Origin of the sequence: Photobacterium pectinilyticum (assembly GCF_024357955.1) — a bacterium.
Taxonomy (GTDB): Bacteria; Pseudomonadota; Gammaproteobacteria; order Enterobacterales; family Vibrionaceae; genus Photobacterium; species Photobacterium pectinilyticum.
In genome coordinates this window covers 1-17,936 of record NZ_JANEYT010000042.1, presented here as the reverse complement: position 1 = coordinate 17,936, position 17,936 = coordinate 1, and the positions used below count along the sequence as shown (strand labels likewise).

General features: G+C 45.0%; 18 protein-coding genes. All 18 read left to right on the top strand.

What is annotated here, in order from left to right; genetic code table 11:
- The first annotated feature begins 1 nt into the window (after position 1).
- The 18 genes from pduM (at position 2) to NHN17_RS16510 (ending at position 17,866) form a co-directional block, all read left to right on the top strand.
- Positions 2 to 532 (top strand): PduM family microcompartment protein, encoded by a 531-nt coding sequence (pduM, locus tag NHN17_RS16595; RefSeq protein WP_255043745.1) that lies wholly within the window; start codon positions 2 to 4, stop codon positions 530 to 532.
- Positions 468 to 737 (top strand): EutN/CcmL family microcompartment protein, encoded by a 270-nt coding sequence (locus NHN17_RS16590; protein WP_255043744.1) that lies wholly within the window; start codon positions 468 to 470, stop codon positions 735 to 737. The genes pduM and NHN17_RS16590 overlap by 65 nt, the downstream gene beginning before the upstream one ends.
- Before the next feature lie 56 nt (positions 738 to 793).
- Positions 794 to 2,191, top strand: coding sequence for an aldehyde dehydrogenase family protein (locus tag NHN17_RS16585; RefSeq protein ID WP_255043743.1), 1,398 nt, complete (start codon positions 794 to 796; stop codon positions 2,189 to 2,191).
- Positions 2,192 to 2,204: 13 nt separating this feature from the next.
- On the top strand, positions 2,205 to 3,314 hold the full coding sequence (locus NHN17_RS16580) for a 1-propanol dehydrogenase PduQ (RefSeq protein WP_255043742.1): 1,110 nt from the start codon (positions 2,205 to 2,207) through the stop codon (positions 3,312 to 3,314).
- Positions 3,315 to 3,343: 29 nt separating this feature from the next.
- Positions 3,344 to 3,688, top strand: a complete 345-nt coding sequence (locus tag NHN17_RS16575) for a BMC domain-containing protein (RefSeq protein ID WP_255043741.1) — start codon at positions 3,344 to 3,346, stop codon at positions 3,686 to 3,688.
- A gap of 63 nt (positions 3,689 to 3,751) precedes the next feature.
- Positions 3,752 to 4,936, top strand: coding sequence for an acetate/propionate family kinase (locus tag NHN17_RS16570; RefSeq protein WP_255043740.1), 1,185 nt, complete (start codon positions 3,752 to 3,754; stop codon positions 4,934 to 4,936).
- A gap of 58 nt (positions 4,937 to 4,994) precedes the next feature.
- On the top strand, positions 4,995 to 6,143 hold the full coding sequence (locus NHN17_RS16565) for an iron-containing alcohol dehydrogenase (protein ID WP_255043739.1): 1,149 nt from the start codon (positions 4,995 to 4,997) through the stop codon (positions 6,141 to 6,143).
- 78 nt (positions 6,144 to 6,221) lie between these two features.
- The gene (locus tag NHN17_RS16560; protein WP_255043738.1) at positions 6,222 to 7,547 is read left to right on the top strand and encodes a 4Fe-4S dicluster domain-containing protein; all 1,326 of its coding nucleotides are present in this window, start codon (positions 6,222 to 6,224) and stop codon (positions 7,545 to 7,547) included.
- A 2-nt stretch (positions 7,548 to 7,549) separates the two neighbouring features.
- Positions 7,550 to 8,098, top strand: coding sequence for a BMC domain-containing protein (locus NHN17_RS16555; RefSeq protein WP_255043737.1), 549 nt, complete (start codon positions 7,550 to 7,552; stop codon positions 8,096 to 8,098).
- A gap of 128 nt (positions 8,099 to 8,226) precedes the next feature.
- Entirely contained in the window at positions 8,227 to 9,705 is a 1,479-nt protein-coding gene (gene rhaB / locus NHN17_RS16550) for a rhamnulokinase (protein ID WP_255043736.1), read from the top strand.
- A gap of 91 nt (positions 9,706 to 9,796) precedes the next feature.
- A complete protein-coding gene (gene rhaA / locus NHN17_RS16545; protein ID WP_255043735.1) occupies positions 9,797 to 11,059 on the top strand; it encodes an L-rhamnose isomerase in 1,263 nt (420 codons plus the stop codon).
- A gap of 114 nt (positions 11,060 to 11,173) precedes the next feature.
- Positions 11,174 to 12,151 carry a rhamnose ABC transporter substrate-binding protein gene (gene rhaS / locus NHN17_RS16540; RefSeq protein WP_255043733.1) on the top strand — a complete coding sequence of 326 codons (978 nt, stop codon included), beginning with the start codon at positions 11,174 to 11,176 and terminating at the stop codon, positions 12,149 to 12,151.
- 71 nt (positions 12,152 to 12,222) lie between these two features.
- Positions 12,223 to 13,728 (top strand): sugar ABC transporter ATP-binding protein, encoded by a 1,506-nt coding sequence (locus NHN17_RS16535; protein ID WP_255043731.1) that lies wholly within the window; start codon positions 12,223 to 12,225, stop codon positions 13,726 to 13,728.
- Entirely contained in the window at positions 13,728 to 14,711 is a 984-nt protein-coding gene (locus NHN17_RS16530) for an ABC transporter permease (RefSeq protein ID WP_255043730.1), read from the top strand. Before NHN17_RS16535 ends, NHN17_RS16530 begins: the two co-directional genes overlap by 1 nt.
- 20 nt (positions 14,712 to 14,731) lie before the next feature.
- Complete coding sequence (locus NHN17_RS16525; RefSeq protein ID WP_255043729.1) at positions 14,732 to 15,739, top strand: ABC transporter permease; 1,008 nt, start codon at positions 14,732 to 14,734, stop codon at positions 15,737 to 15,739.
- Between the two features lie 32 nt (positions 15,740 to 15,771).
- The gene (gene rhaM / locus NHN17_RS16520; protein ID WP_255043728.1) at positions 15,772 to 16,098 is read left to right on the top strand and encodes an L-rhamnose mutarotase; all 327 of its coding nucleotides are present in this window, start codon (positions 15,772 to 15,774) and stop codon (positions 16,096 to 16,098) included.
- 50 nt (positions 16,099 to 16,148) lie between these two features.
- Positions 16,149 to 16,973, top strand: a complete 825-nt coding sequence (gene rhaD, locus NHN17_RS16515; RefSeq protein WP_255043727.1) for a rhamnulose-1-phosphate aldolase — start codon at positions 16,149 to 16,151, stop codon at positions 16,971 to 16,973.
- An 80-nt stretch (positions 16,974 to 17,053) separates the two neighbouring features.
- Positions 17,054 to 17,866 carry a helix-turn-helix domain-containing protein gene (locus tag NHN17_RS16510; RefSeq protein WP_255043726.1) on the top strand — a complete coding sequence of 271 codons (813 nt, stop codon included), beginning with the start codon at positions 17,054 to 17,056 and terminating at the stop codon, positions 17,864 to 17,866.
- The last annotated feature ends 70 nt before the right edge of the window (positions 17,867 to 17,936 follow it).

Here is a 17,936-nt window from a genome sequence, read left to right as displayed (position 1 = left end):
CATGGTGGATTCACCATCAGATTGTCAGGTGATTGCCTTACATCCTCGTCAACTGGAGTCCGGATTGACTTCTTTGGTAGAGCTGGCACAAGAATCAGGGGTATCTCAGTTTCACATTGTATTGCCAGATCTCGTGTTTTTACTGGCATTGACTGAGTTTGATAGTAGTCACCCCGCAGTGAAAACTGTGTTGGAAGCTTGGTCTATCGGGATAACTACGCGCTTGATTATTCATCGACAATTGCTACCGATGCTACCTGTGTCACCGTTGGTGCCATTACCGCTAGATATTAGGGATCACAAAGGTGTTGAGGTCCATCTGCGTGAGAACGCGTGGCTGAATTATGGTGATGTTGCTCTGCTAAGCCAATGTTGGTTGTTAACTCAGCCGTGTGTACAGCTCACTGATTTAGCCCGTGAGCATATGGAACGTGAGCAGGTCTATTTGGTAACTAAAAGGAGAGGGTATGTATCTCGCAAAAGTGATCGGTTCGGCAGTCGTACCCCAGAAGATCCCTTCACTGAACGGTAAGAAACTGATGCTGGTTGAGCCGATAACCGCAGGAGGCGAAACTGCGTTGGGCGCCCAAAAGGTGGCAGTCGATGCGGTGGGTGCTGGGGGCGGGGAGATTGTTATCGTCGCCCAAGGGACATCTGCAAGACAATATTTTCAGGAGCCAAATCAGGGTATTGATGAGGTAATTGTTGGCATCGTTGATAGCTTGAACTGCGATTGAGTGCTATCAGCTGTTGAGTATTTAGACACCGAATAGTTAAAGGAAATCGAGAGTGTATGAGTAATTTAGATATCGATTTATTGGTCAAGGATATACTGGCGCAGAGTGCACAGGCAGGCATTAGCCTTACACCCCAGCGAGCACATGGTGCCGGTTTTGAATCGGTTGATGCGGCAATTAGTGCTGCTAAACACGCGTTCATTGATTTTAATGCTAGCCCTATGTCAGTGCGTAAAGCAATCATTGATGGGCTGCGAGTTGCTCTTGCTGACGACATTCCAGAAATGGCAGAAAAAGCTTGGCGTGAAACTGGAATGGGCAATGTTTCCGATAAAGTTCTGAAGAACAAAGCCGCATTGGAGAATACTCCTGGTACTGAAGATCTCGCGACTCAAGCGTTGACTGGGGATGGTGGTTTAACCTTGTTTGAATATTCGCCTTATGGGGTTATTGGTGCGATTGCACCAAGTACCAACCCGACGGAAACCATTATTAATAATGCGATTAGCATGATAGCGGCAGGTAACAGTGTGATTTTTAGTCCACACCCTGGTGCAAAGGATGTCTCTATTTGGCTGATTAATAAGGTTGAACAGATCATTTTTGATGTTTGTGGGATTCGTAATTTGGTGGTGAGTGTCAGTACGCCGAGCTTTGATTCAACCAAGGAGATGATGGTACACCCAGATATCCCCCTACTAGTGGTTACGGGAGGCCCTGGCATTGTCAATATGGCAATGAAGACGGGTAAGAAGGTGATTGGTGCGGGAGCGGGTAATCCGCCAGTGATTGTTGATGAAAGCGCTGATATCGAAAAAGCAGCTAAGGATATTATTAGCGGGGCATCATTTGACTATAACCTGCCATGTATCGCTGAAAAAGCAGTGCTTGTCGTTGAATCTGTTGCGCAGCCACTTTTAAAGGCATTCGATGCCAATGGGGCATGTTGGGTGCAAGACCCAGTTGAAGTTGCTCGCCTGCGTCAATTAGTTATTAACGAGAAAGGTGAGGCGAATAAGTCGCTAGTAGGTAAAAGCCCGGCATCCATCTTGGAAGCGGCAGGGATAGACTTCAATGGTTCTCCTAAGCTGGTGGTGGTTGAGGTTGGTGCTGACGATCCGTTAATGCTGGTTGAGCAATTGATGCCTCTTCTTCCCGTTGCAGTGGCGTCAAGCTTTGATGACGCACTGTCAGCGGCACTGCGTGTTGAGGGTGGTAATTTGCATACCGCGATCATGCATTCGAAGAATATTGATAACCTTAATCGTGCGGCAAGAGTGATGCGTACCAGCATCTTTGTTAAGAATGCTCCATCGTTTGCCGGGATTGGTGTGGGTGCTGAGGGCTTTACAACCTTTACCATTGCAACCCCTACGGGCGAGGGGACGACCTCTGCACGATCTTTCGCACGGCTACGTCGTTGCGTATTGAGTGAAGCCTTTAATATTCGCTGAGAGACTGACTGCCATGAAGCCATTTTCTATTCCGACAAAGCTAATAAGTGGTCCTAATAGTCTTGCTGCGTTGTATCAGCTATGTAAGAAGCGTATCTGGTTGGTATGCGACCCATTTCTTTCCGAAACTGAGGCGTTAAAGCAAATTGTTACGGGGTTGAGTCAGCGTAATCAAGTTGCGCTATTTACAGACGTTAAGCCTGATCCTACGACGGAAGATGTAGCGAAGGGTGTGTCGGTAATGGAGGCTTTTGAGCCAGATGTCGTCATTGCTTACGGTGGAGGATCAGCGATTGATTTGACCAAAGCAATTCGTTTCGTTGGACAAAAGAGAGGGTATCACAGTGGTTGCTTTATTGTGATACCTACGACGAGCGGAACGGGCTCTGAAGTGACAAACATCAGTGTGATTTCTCAACCAGAGCGCCAGATCAAGGTGCCGTTAGTTGATGATGAACTCTTGCCGGACATCGCAATCCTTGACCCAAGTCAAACGTTGACTGTACCGCCAGCGGTAACGGCAAATACAGGCATTGATGTTCTAACCCATGCTATTGAGGCCGTAGTGTCGGCTAAGAGTGACGATTTCAGTAATGCTCTTGCAGAAAAGGCCATAACGTTAGTGTTTAAGTATTTAAAGCCAGCTTTTATTGATGGTAACGATATTGAAGCTCGTGAAAAACTACATAATGCGTCATGCCTTGCCGGAATGGCATTCAATCATGCTGGCTTGGGGCTCACACATGCCATTGCGCATCAGTTAGGTGCAACATTACACATACCTCATGGCTTGGCTAATGCGCTGTTACTGACCTCTGTTATGGAGTTCAATCGAAAATGTAATAAAACGGAAGCGACGTATGCGCGGTTGGCTCGCTGTCTCGGTTTCGTTCCCCGGGGAGCCGATTGTAAGACTGGTGCTGATGCGTTGATCCATGAAACAAGGGTCTTAATTGATGCTGTTGGGATAACCGAAGTGGGTGCAAGGTTAAATTTAATCCCCAAAAATGATGAACACCTTTTGCTCGCGATAGCCAACCAAGCACAGCAGGATATCACACTAAAAACAAACCCTGTTCGGCCCGACGTTAAAGAGATTTGCGAAATTATCCGTGCAATATAAATAGCATAATAAACCGGAAGGAACGAATAATGCGTAGCCACCAAGAAAGGGTCATTCAGGAATATGTACCTGGGAAAGAAGTATCCTTAATTCACTTAATTGCAAATCCCGGCATTGAGGTGGTAAAGGCACTGAATTATCGTCTTGAAGGTAACGCAATTGGTTTGATTACTATTTCTCCTAGCGAGGCAGCGATTATTGCGGCTGATTTAGCAACTAAATCAGGTTCAGTTAGTGTAGAACAAATCGATGAAGGTAATGGTTCGGTAGTGATAAAAGGAGATATGTCCTCCGTCGAGTATGCGTTAGAGCAAGTAAGAGAAACATTAGGTGGGGTAATGAATTTTGCAGTTTGCCCTTTAACTCGAACTTAAATATTCAATAACTGATGTTTATATCTACATAGTTAAATCAGTAAATATCCACAAGGAAGATAAATGAACAAAAATGTTTTATCAGTGAATGGTGGAAGTTCATCACTGAAATTTCAGTTATTTAATATGCCAGAAGAGCACTGCCTAATTTCTGGGTATTTTGATGGAGTGTGCTCCTCGTCAACGAGATTTATCGTCAGAATAGGCACAAAAAAGTATGAGGAAACACTCACTGAATGTGATTTTGCTTATGCTGTTGATTACTTGATAACTTTTCTTATCCAGCAAAGTATTATTAATTCCTTAGAAGACATTGATTATATTGGACACCGAGTTGCGCATGGTGGTGAGCATTACTCTCAGCCTGTAATTATTAATAGCCAGGTAAAAAATACCATAGCAGAGTTGACCAAATTAGCCCCGATTCACAATCCAATTAATCTTCTTTGTATTGAGGCTTTTGAAGCCACTTTGCCTAATGCTGTACATGTTGCTGTGTTTGATACTGCTTATCATCAGACTTTGGACGAAGTGCAGTTCCTTTATCCTCTGCCGTATGAATTGTATGAACGTTATGGAATTCGTCGATTCGGCTTTCACGGTATCAGTCATCAATATATCAGTACGTATGTCACAGAGCATTGTTCCGCAGATAAACCCACTCGGGTGATATCTTGCCATCTTGGCAGTGGTGCGAGTATTTGCGCTATTAAAGGAGGAAAATCGGTTGCGACGAGCATGGGTTTTACCCCTTTAGCAGGACTAATGATGGGGACACGCTGCGGTGATATCGATCCTTCCTTACCGATTTATTTAGCCACTAATACACCGATGAGCAATCGAGATGTCAGTGAAATGATGAACAATGCTTCTGGTTTGCTGGGGGTTTCAGGGATGTCAGATGATTGCCGTGTGTTAGAAGAAGCGGGTGAGTTAGGGCACTCTAGAGCTGCTTTAGCACTTCAAATGTTTGAAGGTAGAGTTATTGAGACGATTGGTGCTTATGCGGCTCTTCTAAATGGTATCGATATCCTTGTCTTTACAGGGGGAATCGGTGAAAACTCATCAATAATTAGGAAAAATATTACTGATTCTCTCGGCTTTATGGGAATTAGTATTGATGAAGAAGAAAATAATAATAATAGCTTATTTATAAATACTGAAGACAGTAATACCAAAGTCATGGTTATCAATACAGACGAGCAACGAATGATTGCAAGAGAAACTATTGAATTGATTGGCTTTTGATCTTAATTAAAGCCGACTGTTTTTAAATATAATAATTTATGTATTAATGGAGTATATTATGGCGTTTACACTCGCATTCCCAAAAATCAATATTTCTGGTGAAAATGCAATTAATGAAATGGTCATGAAGTTGGCAGGCAGTGAGCCGGGCCATGGATTGATTATTGCTGATTCTGCATTAGAGAAATTAGGTCTTCTGAAGCCATTGTGTGAGCAACTAGATCAAAGTGGTCTTTCATACACGTGTTTTAATGACACTATTCCTAACCCTACAGTCGCTGTTGTTGATAAAGCATATGAATATTTTATGGAGAGTGGTGCTAGCTATATCATCGCTTTTGGTGGAGGAAGTGCAATTGATACAGCGAAGGCAGTAAAAATATTGTCGGCTAATCCTCGACCAATAACAGATTATACCGGTGTCGGCATGGTTAAGCATGCCGGAGTGCCACTATACGCGATCAATACTACAGCGGGTACGGCTGCTGAAGTGACTAGTAATGCGGTAATTACTGATGAAGCGAATAAAGTGAAATGCGTAATTATCGACAGCAATATTATCCCCGATGTGTCGGTGAATGACCCGAGCATTATGCTTGGTTTGCCTGCGGATGTGACAGCAGCTACGGGTATGGATGCATTGACCCATGCCGTTGAGGCCTATGTGTCGGTTGGTGCGCATATTCTAACTAATCATTCAGCCTTGGAATCGGTGCGCTTAATTGCTCAATATCTGCCTCATGCTGTCGAAGATGGTTCAAACGTTGAGGCGCGCGAAATGATGGCGCTGGGACAGTTTCTTGCTGGCATGGCATTTAACAGTGCGGGCTTGGGTATGGTACATGCAATGGCACACCCGGCGGGTGCACATAAGAACCTCCCTCATGGTGTGTGTAATGCCATCTTGTTGCCGATTGTGTGTGAATTTAACCGTCCACATCGCGTTGCCGCCTTTGCCAAGTTGGCGGTGGCATTGGGTTGCGATGTTAGTGCAATGAGCGACGAGGAAGCGAGTATTGTTGCGGTCAATGCCATTCGAGATTTGAACGAACGGGTTGGTATTCCGCGCGGGTTTAGTGGGTTGGGTGTGACAGAGGAAGATGTTAAGCAGTGGGTGGCCAGTGCCATGGCTGACCCATGTGCTGGGGGTAACCCAGTCGCAATGACGGCTGATGAAGTACTCGCCTTGTACATGCAGTCACTCTGATGACTTGTTCTCTCTTAGGGCGACGCTTATAGCCCTAAGAGAGCAGATGTAGATTGGATGTGTTACCGGAGGTTATGGATGAATCCTTTCTTGCAACAACTTCAAAGTGCAGGTGTGGTAGGTGCGGGCGGCGCAGGCTTTCCTATTTATATGAAACTTAACTGCCACGTTGATACCTTGATAGCCAACGGCGCGGAATGTGAACCCTTACTCAATAAGGATCAGTTTCTGATGCTGCAGGATAGCCAGGCCTTGATAAAAGGAATGGAAATGGTCATGGCGCAGGTGGGGGCGTCGCGTGGGATTATTGGCATCAAGAAAAAAAATAGTCAAACAATTACCACGTTGCGTCCGTTATTGCCTGCTTCAATCTCAATCTTGGAAATGGAAGATACTTATCCTGCCGGGGATGAGGTTGAATTGGTTTATCGTGCAACAGGTCAGCGTATCCCTGCGGGTGGACTTCCGAAAGATATTGGTATCGTGGTTAATAATGTCGAATCATTAATCAACGTCTATTGGGCTAGTCAGGATAAGCCAGTGACGGAAACCATGGTTACTGTACATGGAGAAGTAGAGCGCCCCTTCACCGCGCGCCTCCCCGTTGGTATGCGTTATGCTGATGCCATCGCTCTTGCCGGGCGTATCACCTGCGACGATTATGTGATCATCGAAGGGGGGCCGATGATGGGTAGTGTTACCCGTGATGTATTTAAGCCTTTGACCAAAACCTCGAGTGGACTGTTGATACTCAAAGCGCAGAGCCGTGTGGCAAAAATTAAGGAGCGTAGCGATGCTCAGGCAGTGAAAATTGCCCGTTCAGCCTGTGATCAGTGTGGACAGTGCACTGCACTTTGTCCTCGGGCCTTGCTTGGTTACCCGGTTGATCCGAGAAAGGCGATGCGTGCTGCCCTTATGGCCGATACGAACCATGCTCAGGCAGCGCAACCTTGTTGCGGCTGTAATCTGTGCACCATGTGGTCTTGCCCCGAAGGCGCCGATCCTCAGCGTATTTGTCGCCTTGCTAAGCAAGGACTAGGCGCGCAAAACTTGATGCGCAGCCCACAGCAACTTCAGGCTAATACTTTACAAGTTCACCCTCTTAAAGCGTATCGTGGTGTTGCAACATCTCGTTTGATGCGTCGTCTAGAAGTGTTGGACTACTACCAGCGTCCAGCCGAATATTTGCAAAACTTTCCCGTCGTTAAACAGGTTTCTATTTCTCTTCAGCAACATATTGGACGTCCAGCGGAGTCCATTGTTGAGGTTGGGCAGCAGGTTAAGAAAGGAGATATGGTGGCACGTGCAGCGGCAGATAGTTTGAGTGTCGCAATGCATGCCAGCATTGATGGGCAAGTTATAAGCGTCTCTGATCAAATTGTCATTGAGGGGACGGGAGAGTGAAAATGAACAACGCAATAGGCTGTATTGAATTGAACTCCATTGCCAGGGGATATCAGGTCGCTGATGCCATGGTTAAAGCGGCTAACGTGAGTATCGTGTTTCATCGCACTACCTGTCCCGGTAAATTTATTGTTTTAGTCAATGGTGATATTGGCGCGGTAAGGGCAGCGGTTGAGCATGGACTACAAGCCGGAGGTGGTGATGTGATTGATGAGGCCATCATCTCTAATATCCATCCGGATGTTTTCTTGGCCATTTCAGGTACTAGCGAGATACCTCGTGGCGGCGCATTAGGTGTGATTGAAACCTTCTCTATAGCTGCAGTGATTGAAGCTGCTGATGCAGCAGTAAAGGCCAGTGATGTTCAGTTAATGGATATCCAATTGGCAATGGCGATTGGTGGTAAAGGTGTTGTGACACTAAACGGAGATGTTTCTGCTGTGCAATCGGCGGTGGAGATTGCGTGTGAACGGGTTAAAGATAAGGGGGTTCTTTGTAATCATTGCGTTATTGCTAATCCAAGTCCAGAGATTTTAGAGACGTCGCTTTAAGTTAATATTGTGACCTGAATACGGGCTCTCTTTGATTATTGACTACTTATCGTACTTGGACGGTAAATACTCTAAAGGTTATCTAAACAGCAAAAAATTATCCTCAATATATAGTTTGAGGAGGCAGCATGAAAAATCTGATTGCAATTGATTTGGGCGCTGGGAGCGGGAGAGTAATTCTGGGTGTTTATGATGGAAAAAAACTATCTCTGAGTGAATATCACCGATTTATAAATAACCCTATTAAGTGTGAAAATCATATTTGTTGGGACATTGAGAGTTTACTTAAAGAAATAAAGACGGGTATAGATAAAATATTACAAGCCGGTATTCTACCTGATTGTATTGCTATTGACAGTTGGGGCGTAGATTTTGTCTTAACCGATAGAAATGGTGGAATGCTTGGCTTACCCGTTACATACCGTGATGAGCGTACCAAAGGTGTCATGGATAAGGTGATAGCGCAGATTGGTGGTGATGCGATTTATAAGCAATCCGGTATACAGTTTCTGTCTTTTAATACGCTTTATCAACTTGTGACGCTAATACAACAGCAACCGTGTTGGCTCGACGACGTTGATTGTTTGCAGTTTATTCCTGACTATTTAGGTTTTCGCTTAACTGGACAAAAAAATTGTGAATTCACCAATGCCACTACATCACAAATGGTTGATTGTCATACAGGTGAATGGTCGTCGATACTTGATGATTTAGCTATTCCTCGCCAATGGTTATTACCTATTCAAGCACCCAATCGATTAATTAGTCATTATCGTAGTGAAAGGTTTGATGTTGAAATTCCTTTTGCGTCGGTGGCAAGCCATGATACCGCCTCTGCGGTTCTTGCAGTTCCTTTTGACTGTCGTAAGGCGGCATATCTTAGCTCAGGGACTTGGTCATTAATGGGGATGGAGAGCCTATCCCCACTCGTTAATGCTCAGGCGCAGCAACTCAATATTACGAATGAAGGTGGCGCTGAAGGGCGCTTTCGTGTACTGAAAAATATTATGGGGCTGTGGATTGTACAACGTATTCAGCACGAACTTGAATCCTACAGTTTTTCAGATTTAGTGTCATTGGCCGAAACTGCGCCAGCATTTGTCAGCTTGATCAATCCTGATCATGCCATGTTCCTTAACCCACCTTCCATGGTAGAGGCGGTACAAGCTTTTTGCTATCAAACCGAACAGCCAACTCCGCAATCACCAGGGGCGTTAATTCGCTGTGTATTAGAAAGTTTGGCGTTGCAGTACCGCAGTGTCTGGGTGGGGTTAAATGCACTGAGTGAACAACCGCTAGAAGGTATTCATATTGTTGGTGGTGGAAGTCAGAACGCCTTATTAAACCAGTGGTGTGCCGATGCATGTGGTTGTCCGGTGTGGGCCGGTCCGATTGAAGCTTCAGTGGTGGGTAACTTGTGTGGACAACTCATTGCTCTACAAGCACTCAGTGGCGTTGATGCTGCGCGGCGGTTGGTTCGTGATTCATTCACGATAACCACTTACCACCCGGAAGGAGAGGCCCTGTTTTCTGAACAGTGGCAAAGGTTTATAGCCCTGTGTAATACAGAGCTCGTAGAGCAAGATGTTTGCTGTGCAGAAGGGTAAATGCGGATGTTGCTGTATCACGTCGTTATTTCGAACATGTTAAGTAACGAGCAAGAAAGCAGCGGTGAGAGATAATCAAAGAGAGAGAATTATGGACGAGCGAGAGAACATATTGAATGCTTATCAACTGGCTAAGCGTCAGTTTGAGCAATTGGATATCGATGTTGATGCAGCATTAAAAACGGTTAATGACATTTCTATCTCAATGCATTGTTGGCAGGGAGATGATGTGGCTGGGTTTGAGAATCCAGAAGGGTCACTGACTGGCGGTATTCAGGCGACAGGAAATTACCCGGGTAAAGCTACTTCGGCAGAGGAGCTACGTCGTGATGTCTTTGAGGCAATGACTATGATCCCCGGTTCACTGCGGCTCAATTTACATGCGATCTACCTTGAAGCGGATCAACCTGTAGAACGCAATGAAATCCAACCTAAGCACTTTGCGAATTGGGTTGAATGGGCCAAGCGTGTCGAAATAGGTTTGGATTTCAATCCAACCTGTTTTTCACACCCATTGAGTGCTGACAATTTCACTCTTACTCATCCTGATGATGAAATCCGACAGTTCTGGATTGACCATTGCAAGGCGTGTCGTGATATCTCAGCATATTTTGGTAAAGAGCTGGGTTCGCCTTCCACGATGAATATTTGGATCCCTGATGGCTACAAAGATTTGCCAGCCGATCGTTTGGCTCCACGTAAGCGTTTGATGGCGGCTTTGGATGAAATCATCGCCGAACCCTTGCCAGTCGAGTATCACATTGATGCGGTGGAATCGAAGTTGTTTGGTATTGGTACTGAAGCTTATACCGCAGGCTCCAATGAGTTTTACTTTGGTTACGCTGCCTCGCGCAATGTTGCTTTATGTCTGGATGCAGGACATTTCCATCCTACCGAAGTGATCTCCGATAAGATCTCAGCGGCATCGCTGTATGTCGAAAAGCTGCTGCTGCATGTCAGTCGTCCAGTACGCTGGGATAGTGACCACGTGGTGCTACTTGATGATGAAACGCAGGCCATTGCTAATGAAATTGTTCGTAATAACCTTTTAGACCGCGTCACTATCGGTTTGGATTTCTTTGATGCGTCAATCAACCGTATTGCTGCCTGGGTCATTGGTACTCGCAATATGCGTAAAGCCCTACTTAAAGCATTACTCGAGCCGAATACCCAACTAAAACAAGCGGAATTGAATGGTGATTACACCACCCGTTTAGCCTTGATGGAGGAGAGCAAATCACTGCCTTGGACGGCCGTATGGGATTACTACTGTATGGAGCAAGGCGTACCGGTTGGGAGTGCCTGGTTAGAACAAGTGAAACAATATGAAGCAGAAGTATTACTAAGAAGATAAGTGCGTAGATATGGGCACAGACGTGTGTCGGAGTGCTCTATACGCATCGTAAGCAATAGAAAATTAATTATTTAATAATAACTAGACACGGAGTATATCCGAATGAAAAACGTGATGAAAAGTTCCCTACTTGTATTAAGTGTTTTCGCTACTGGTATGGTACAGGCTGACGAAGTACGTATTGGCCTTGTGGTTAAATCTCTCGGAAATGGCTTTTTTGAGGCTGCTCATGAAGGCGCTAAAGAAGCGGCTAGTGAGCTTGGTGATGTGAAAATTATCTACACCGGTCCTGTGACACCAACTGCAGAAGGTCAGATTGAGATTATTAACTCGTTAATCGCCCAACGCGTAGATGCAATTGCTATCTCAGCCAATGATACAGATGCATTAGTTCCAGTGTTAAAGCGAGCGCAGCAACGCGGTATTAAAGTGGTGTCATTCGACTCTGGCGTTGCACCAGCTGGGCGTGCAGTACACCTCAACCCGTCAAGTAATGAGTTGATTGGGAAAATGAACATTGAACTCGCCGAGGTTGCGCGACAAGAAGTGGGCGGCAAGGCGGGCGATATTGCGGTGTTAAGCGCAACGCCGACGGCGACTAATCAAAATATCTGGATTGAAGAGATGCAGAAGGTACTGCCTCAGTACCCAGATTTGAACCTGGTTTCTATTGTTTATGGGGATGATTTAGCTGACAAGAGTTACCGTGAAACTCAAGGGCTTATCAATTCCTACCCAGATCTTAAAGTGATTGTTGCACCAACTTCGGTAGGTATTGTGGCTGCGGCACAAGCAGTTAGAGATATGAACAAAGCCGGTGAAGTTTATGTGACTGGCCTTGGTTTACCTTCAGAGCTAGCGGGTCACGTCGATTCGGGGGTCGTTAAGAGTTTTGCTATTTGGAACCCCATTGATCTTGGATACGCCGCAACCATGATCAGCTATGACCTGGTAAAAGGTACTGCGTCAAAAACGCAAGTCAATATGGGGCGCTTGGGTAAAGCAAGTCTAGATAATGAAGGCAATGCTGCAATGGCTGCGCCGTTTGTTTATGACAGCTCTAATGTTCATAAATTTGCGAGTATTTTCTAATCGTTGAGAAGGTACAGGAGCGGGAAGCTTCCCGCTCTAATACCAACGTAGGCTTAATGAGGAGATGGAGAATGGATGCAAATCAGCCAGTATTTTCTTTGCGTAAGATAAGTAAGCACTTTCCTGGGGTCAAGGCGCTGGACAACGTGAAGTTAGATCTTTATGCCGGCAAGGTTACAGCCCTTGTTGGTGAAAATGGGGCGGGGAAATCAACCTTAGTAAAAGTAATGACGGGGATATATACCCCAACACAAGGTCAGCTTTATCTCGACGCCGAGCAGATCACGCTTTCCACCCCTGACGATGCGCGCAAGTTAGGGATCACAGCCATTCACCAAGAAACGGTGTTATTTGATGAACTGAGTGTGGCTGAAAACATTTTTGTTGGCCATCACCTGATGCACTCTTCAAAAAGACTGAATTGGCGAGAAATGGAACGTCGTAGCGTCGAAATATTGCAAGAGATAGATGCGCCACTAAATCCACGAGCCATATTGAAAGATCTTAGTATTGGTCAACGCCATATGGTCGCGATTGCCCGAGCCTTGTCTTTTGACGCGCGTGTTGTGGTTTTGGATGAACCTACCGCTGCATTATCGCATCGAGAAATTGAAGATTTTTATGCCATAGTTGAACGCCTTAAGCAAAAAGGCTGTGCGATTTTGTTTATTAGCCACAAGTTTGACGAGATTTTTCGCATTGCAGATAACTATTGCGTATTTCGGGATGGTTGTTATGTCGGGGCTGGGCAGATCAGTGGCACGCAAGAATCGGAGCTCGTTACTATGATGGTCGGGCGTTCGATTGAAAATGCGTACCCAAAAGTAGACAACGAGATTGGCGATACAGTGTTATCAGTCAGTCATTATTCGCATCCTACAGAGTTTGACGATATTAGTTTTGAGTTACATGAAGGCGAAATCCTTGGCTTTTATGGCTTAGTGGGGGCTGGGCGTACTGAGCTTATGCAATCGTTGTTTGGCGTCAGTAATCTTGCTAATGGCGAAGTAAAGCTTGATAAACAACGTATCAAGATAAAATCCCCCAGTGATGCAATTAAGGCGGGTATCGTCTACGTACCAGAGGAGCGGCAAGCTCAGGGTACCGTGCTTGAGTTCCCAATCTTCCAAAATATCGGTTTACCACAGCTCGAGAAAATCAACCCAAATGGTTTGCTGGATGAACAGCGTGAGTATGCGCTAGCTGAGACGTATGCCAACCGTTTACGGGTAAAGGCGCCGAATTGGTATGAAAAGGTTGAGAATCTCTCTGGTGGTAATCAGCAAAAGGTGGTGATCGGCAAATGGCTTGCAACGCGGCCTCAAGTGATCATCTTAGATGAACCCACGAAGGGAATTGATATTGGCTCAAAAGCGGCGGTTCATGAATTCATGTCGGAATTAACCCGGGAAGGGCTTGCTGTGATTATGGTGTCGTCGGAATTACCGGAAGTGATGGGTATGGCGGACCGTATTATCGTGATGCGTGAAGGCTTAATGGTCAAGGAATATGCACGCCACGAATTTTGTGCCGAATCAATCGTCAGTGCCGCAACGGGATTAACGGGAGTCGCGTAATGAAAGAATTATTAAAGAATCGAGAGGCATTATTAGGGGGAGTCATTCTGCTACTGATCGCCGCGATTGGATTAATTGTCCCCGACTTTGTGGGGGTGGGGAATTTATTTAACGTATATAACGATACATCTATTCTGATTATCCTCGCACTGGGGCAAATGTTCGTTATTATTACCCGCTGCATTGATCTGTCTATTGCTGCAAATGTGGCCTTAACGGGCATGGTTGGAGCAATGATTAATGCCGCTTATCCGCAATTTCCCGTCCCATTGATCATACTCCTTTGTGCCGGCTTAGGCACGTTGCTGGGTATGTTTAATGGTTTTTTGGTTTGGAAAGCCAAGATCCCAGCCATTGTTGTGTCATTAGGTACCATGAGTATTTATCGAGGTTGTGTGTTTTTACTTAGTGACGGGCAATGGATTAACGCCCACCAAATGAGTGAGACCTATATTGCTATCCCTCGAACAGAAATATTTGGGCTACCCGTGCTTGGCTGGTGTTCGGTAGTGGTTATTGCGTGTTGTTACTATTTTGCTCGTCATCGCCGTATGGGGCGTAATATTTATGCGGCGGGAAATAGTCCAACAGCCGCTCATTATGTGGGAATTGATGTTGGTAAGAAGCAGTTTGTTGCTTTTTCTATCGCCGGTTTTATGGCTGGTATTGCCAGCTATTTGTGGATTTCACGTTATGCCGTTGCGTATGTCGACATTGCAAATGGTTTTGAGTTACAGGTCGTTGCGGCGTGTGTCATCGGTGGGGTTAGTATTGCTGGTGGGACTGGCACGGTGCTGGGGTGTGTGTTAGGGGCGCTTTTCCTTGGTGTGATTAATAACGCCTTGCCCGTTATTGGGGTATCGCCATTCTGGCAGATGGCTATTTCAGGTGCCGTGATAATAATTGCCGTGGTCGCAAACTCACGCTCTGAGAGGAAGTTGGGCCGGATTATCCTCAAAAAAGCCGTGCAAAACGCACCTTAGTGATAAAAAGGAGAATAACAATGGATAGCGTAAATAAGGCTGTGATTGAAAATAGTGCTAAGCAGGCGGGGTGGCATTTACCTACGTGGGCGAAGAGCTGGGAAGCATTGCTATTACTAACTGCGGTGGTGGTGTTTTTACTTAATTGTATGGCTTCTCCGTACTTTTTAGATCCATGGACATTGTCGGATGCGACATTTAACTTCACCGAAAAAGCGATCATTGCTCTTCCGTTAGCGTTAGTAATTATTGTTCGGGAGATAGATATCTCAGTTGCGTCGATTATTGCGTTGTGCTCGGTGGCGATGGGGTATACAGCGCAAGCTGGGGTTGGTGTAGAGCTCATTTGTTTAGTGGGGTTAGCGGTAGGTGTTTGCTGCGGTTTGTTTAATGGCCTATTAGTTACGCGACTCAATATTCCTTCTATTGTCGTGACCATAGGTACGATGAGCTTATTTCGTGGTATTGCCTACATTCTTCTGGGTGATCAAGCGATCCGTGACTACCCTCCGGCATTTGAATATTTCGGTCAGGGTTATGTATTTTACGTGTTTAGCTTTGAGTTTGTGGTTTTCTGTTTGTTGGCGGTGTTGTTTTATGTGTTGTTGCAGAAAACAAACTTTGGCCGCCGCACTTATGCAATAGGAAATAACCCAACCGCTGCGTTTTACTCAGGGATTAATGTTGCGAACCACAAATTGATTTTATTTACGCTGGTTGGATTTTTTAGTGCCGTTGCTTCAATCATGTTGACGTCCCGTTTAGGCAGTACCCGCCCCACGATTGCGTTAGGGTGGGAGTTAAATATTGTGACTATGGTCGTACTTGGTGGGGTAAGTATTCTTGGTGGCTCTGGCACGATTATTGGTGTGGTGATTTCAGTTTTCTTAATGGGGTTAGTCACTGTGGGCTTAGGGTTGTTGAATATACCAGGCATTATTATGTCGATTATTATTGGCTCCATGTTGATCGGTGTCATCGCACTCCCAACCTTAATTAAGTTTTTTGCAGAAAAACGACGTGTTTAATTCAGCATCTTACTTATTTATGGAGAAAATGTATGGCAAGTGAAAAAATAAGAAAGGCATCAATAATGCAATTACGCCCTGGATTTGCACAAGAATACCAGCGTCGGCATGATGAAATATGGCCAGAGTTGGCGGCGACTTTGCGTCAACATGGGGCAAGTAATTATTCCATCTTCCTTGAGAAAAAAACAAGCCAGCTATTTGCATATGTTGAAATTGAGTCGGAATTTCAATGGCAACAGATCGCAAAAACTCAAGTATGTAAAGAGTGGTGGCATTACATGCAGGATATTATGGAAACGAATCCTGATACATCACCATGCTCGATTGAGTTGAGTTCGGTATTTTATTTAGCTTAATGCTGATTTTTAAAACAATGCTAGCAAAGTAAATGATAAGGGTTGAGGTCATGAATAACATCGCACTAAATGAACAAGTGCAGCACGAAATAGATAAAGTCTCCGAGGTCGCTTCTTACCTCTGGCGTCGAGAATGGGCGGAAAGAAACGGTGGTAATATCTCTGTTGACTTAACCGAGATTTTTGGAGAATTGCCTACTGATCTGTCAGTCTTTCCGCATTGCCAACTGCAATCGGTGGGTGAGTTTCGCTTTCCAGCAGAGAGTGCCGGACATATCTTTTTTGTTAAAGGTACAGGAGAGCGCATTCGTGAGCTAAATGAACCTGATAAAGCAGGTTGTGTACTGCGGATCGATGATCAAGCGGAAGGCTACCATATTCTTTGGGGAGGGCGGCAGCAGGATAACTATTCACCGACGAGTGAATTCATATCTCATGTGGAGATCATTATGGATAAGCAGCAACGAGGTATGGCCGATCGTTGTGTGGTCCACACGCACCCGCTGGAATTGATTATACTGTCTCACCACCCTGATTATGCGCATAACGATGAGCTTTACACCCAGATGTGTTGGCAAATGCTACCAGAAGTACGCGCATTTGTTCCTAAGGGGATTGGTATTGTTCCATATTGCATGCCAGGTAGTCAGGCTATTGCGGATGGGACGACAGAAAAATTGCGAAACCATGATGTCGCGATATGGGAGAAGCATGGGGCCGTGGCCACTGGAGTGGACGCACTACAAGCCTTCGATTTTATCGATGTTGCCAACAAAGGTGCCAAATTGTTCCTTGGTTGTTTAAGTGCTGGCTTTATGCCTGAAGGCGTTAGCGACGAAGATATGCAGAATCTAAAAGAGACCTTTAAATTGTAAAGTAGTCACGGTTTGTGCGTGAGTTTATTGCTTTACTATTAAATGTAGTTGCTTGATGATTAAAATAATAAGGAGTGGGAATGATACATTTGGAAGCTAAGGAGTTTTTTCTTGATTCAAGTTGCGCAATTACAACAGAGTTGCGTAGCCCTCAAGAGCCGTTTCCTGAACACTCGCACTCCTTTAGTGAGATTATTGTGGTATCAGAAGGGCATGGTTGCCATGTTCTTAATGGTGTTCCAATGAGTCTCAGTAAAAATTATGTATGTTTTGTAAACCGTAATGATAGCCATTTGTTTGAAGATGTCGAAGATCTTTATTTGAGTAATATCCTCTATGATACGGATAAGCTACATCTAGGTGCGGACTTAAGGGGCTGTATCCCTGATGATGGTGATGAAGGTTGGTTTATCGATAATTTTACCTTACAGTGTGTGCAAGAGATCATTGATAAATTAGATAAAGAGTCTCATGAAAATACGCCGGAATCAAAGCTGATGGCTAAGATATTGTTCCAGCAGTTGGTAGTTGAATTGTGGCGTGGACGTATTCGTGATTGTTGTACATTGTCAAAAGATGATCGAGTGCTCTTAGCGCTCAATATGATTCGTTGCCATCATGTCCAAGGTTGGGATATCGAGATGATATCCAAGGAAGTTGAACTGTCTCCTCGATATTTATCAAAAACTATTCGTCGTTTGACCGGGATGAGTTACAGTGGCTATTTTCATTATGCCAGAGCATGCAGAGCGTTAGCATTATTAAACAACACCGATAAATCTATTACCGAAGTCGCATTTGATGTTGGTTATCAAGATAGCAATTATTTTTCTACCAAGTTTAAACAAATGATTGGTTTTCCCCCTCGAGACGTAAGACATATGGATACCTGATTACCACCGAGCCTCAGCTAATTTAAGTAAACGTTGAGGCATCGGTGCTGTTTGAATACCTGAATAAATG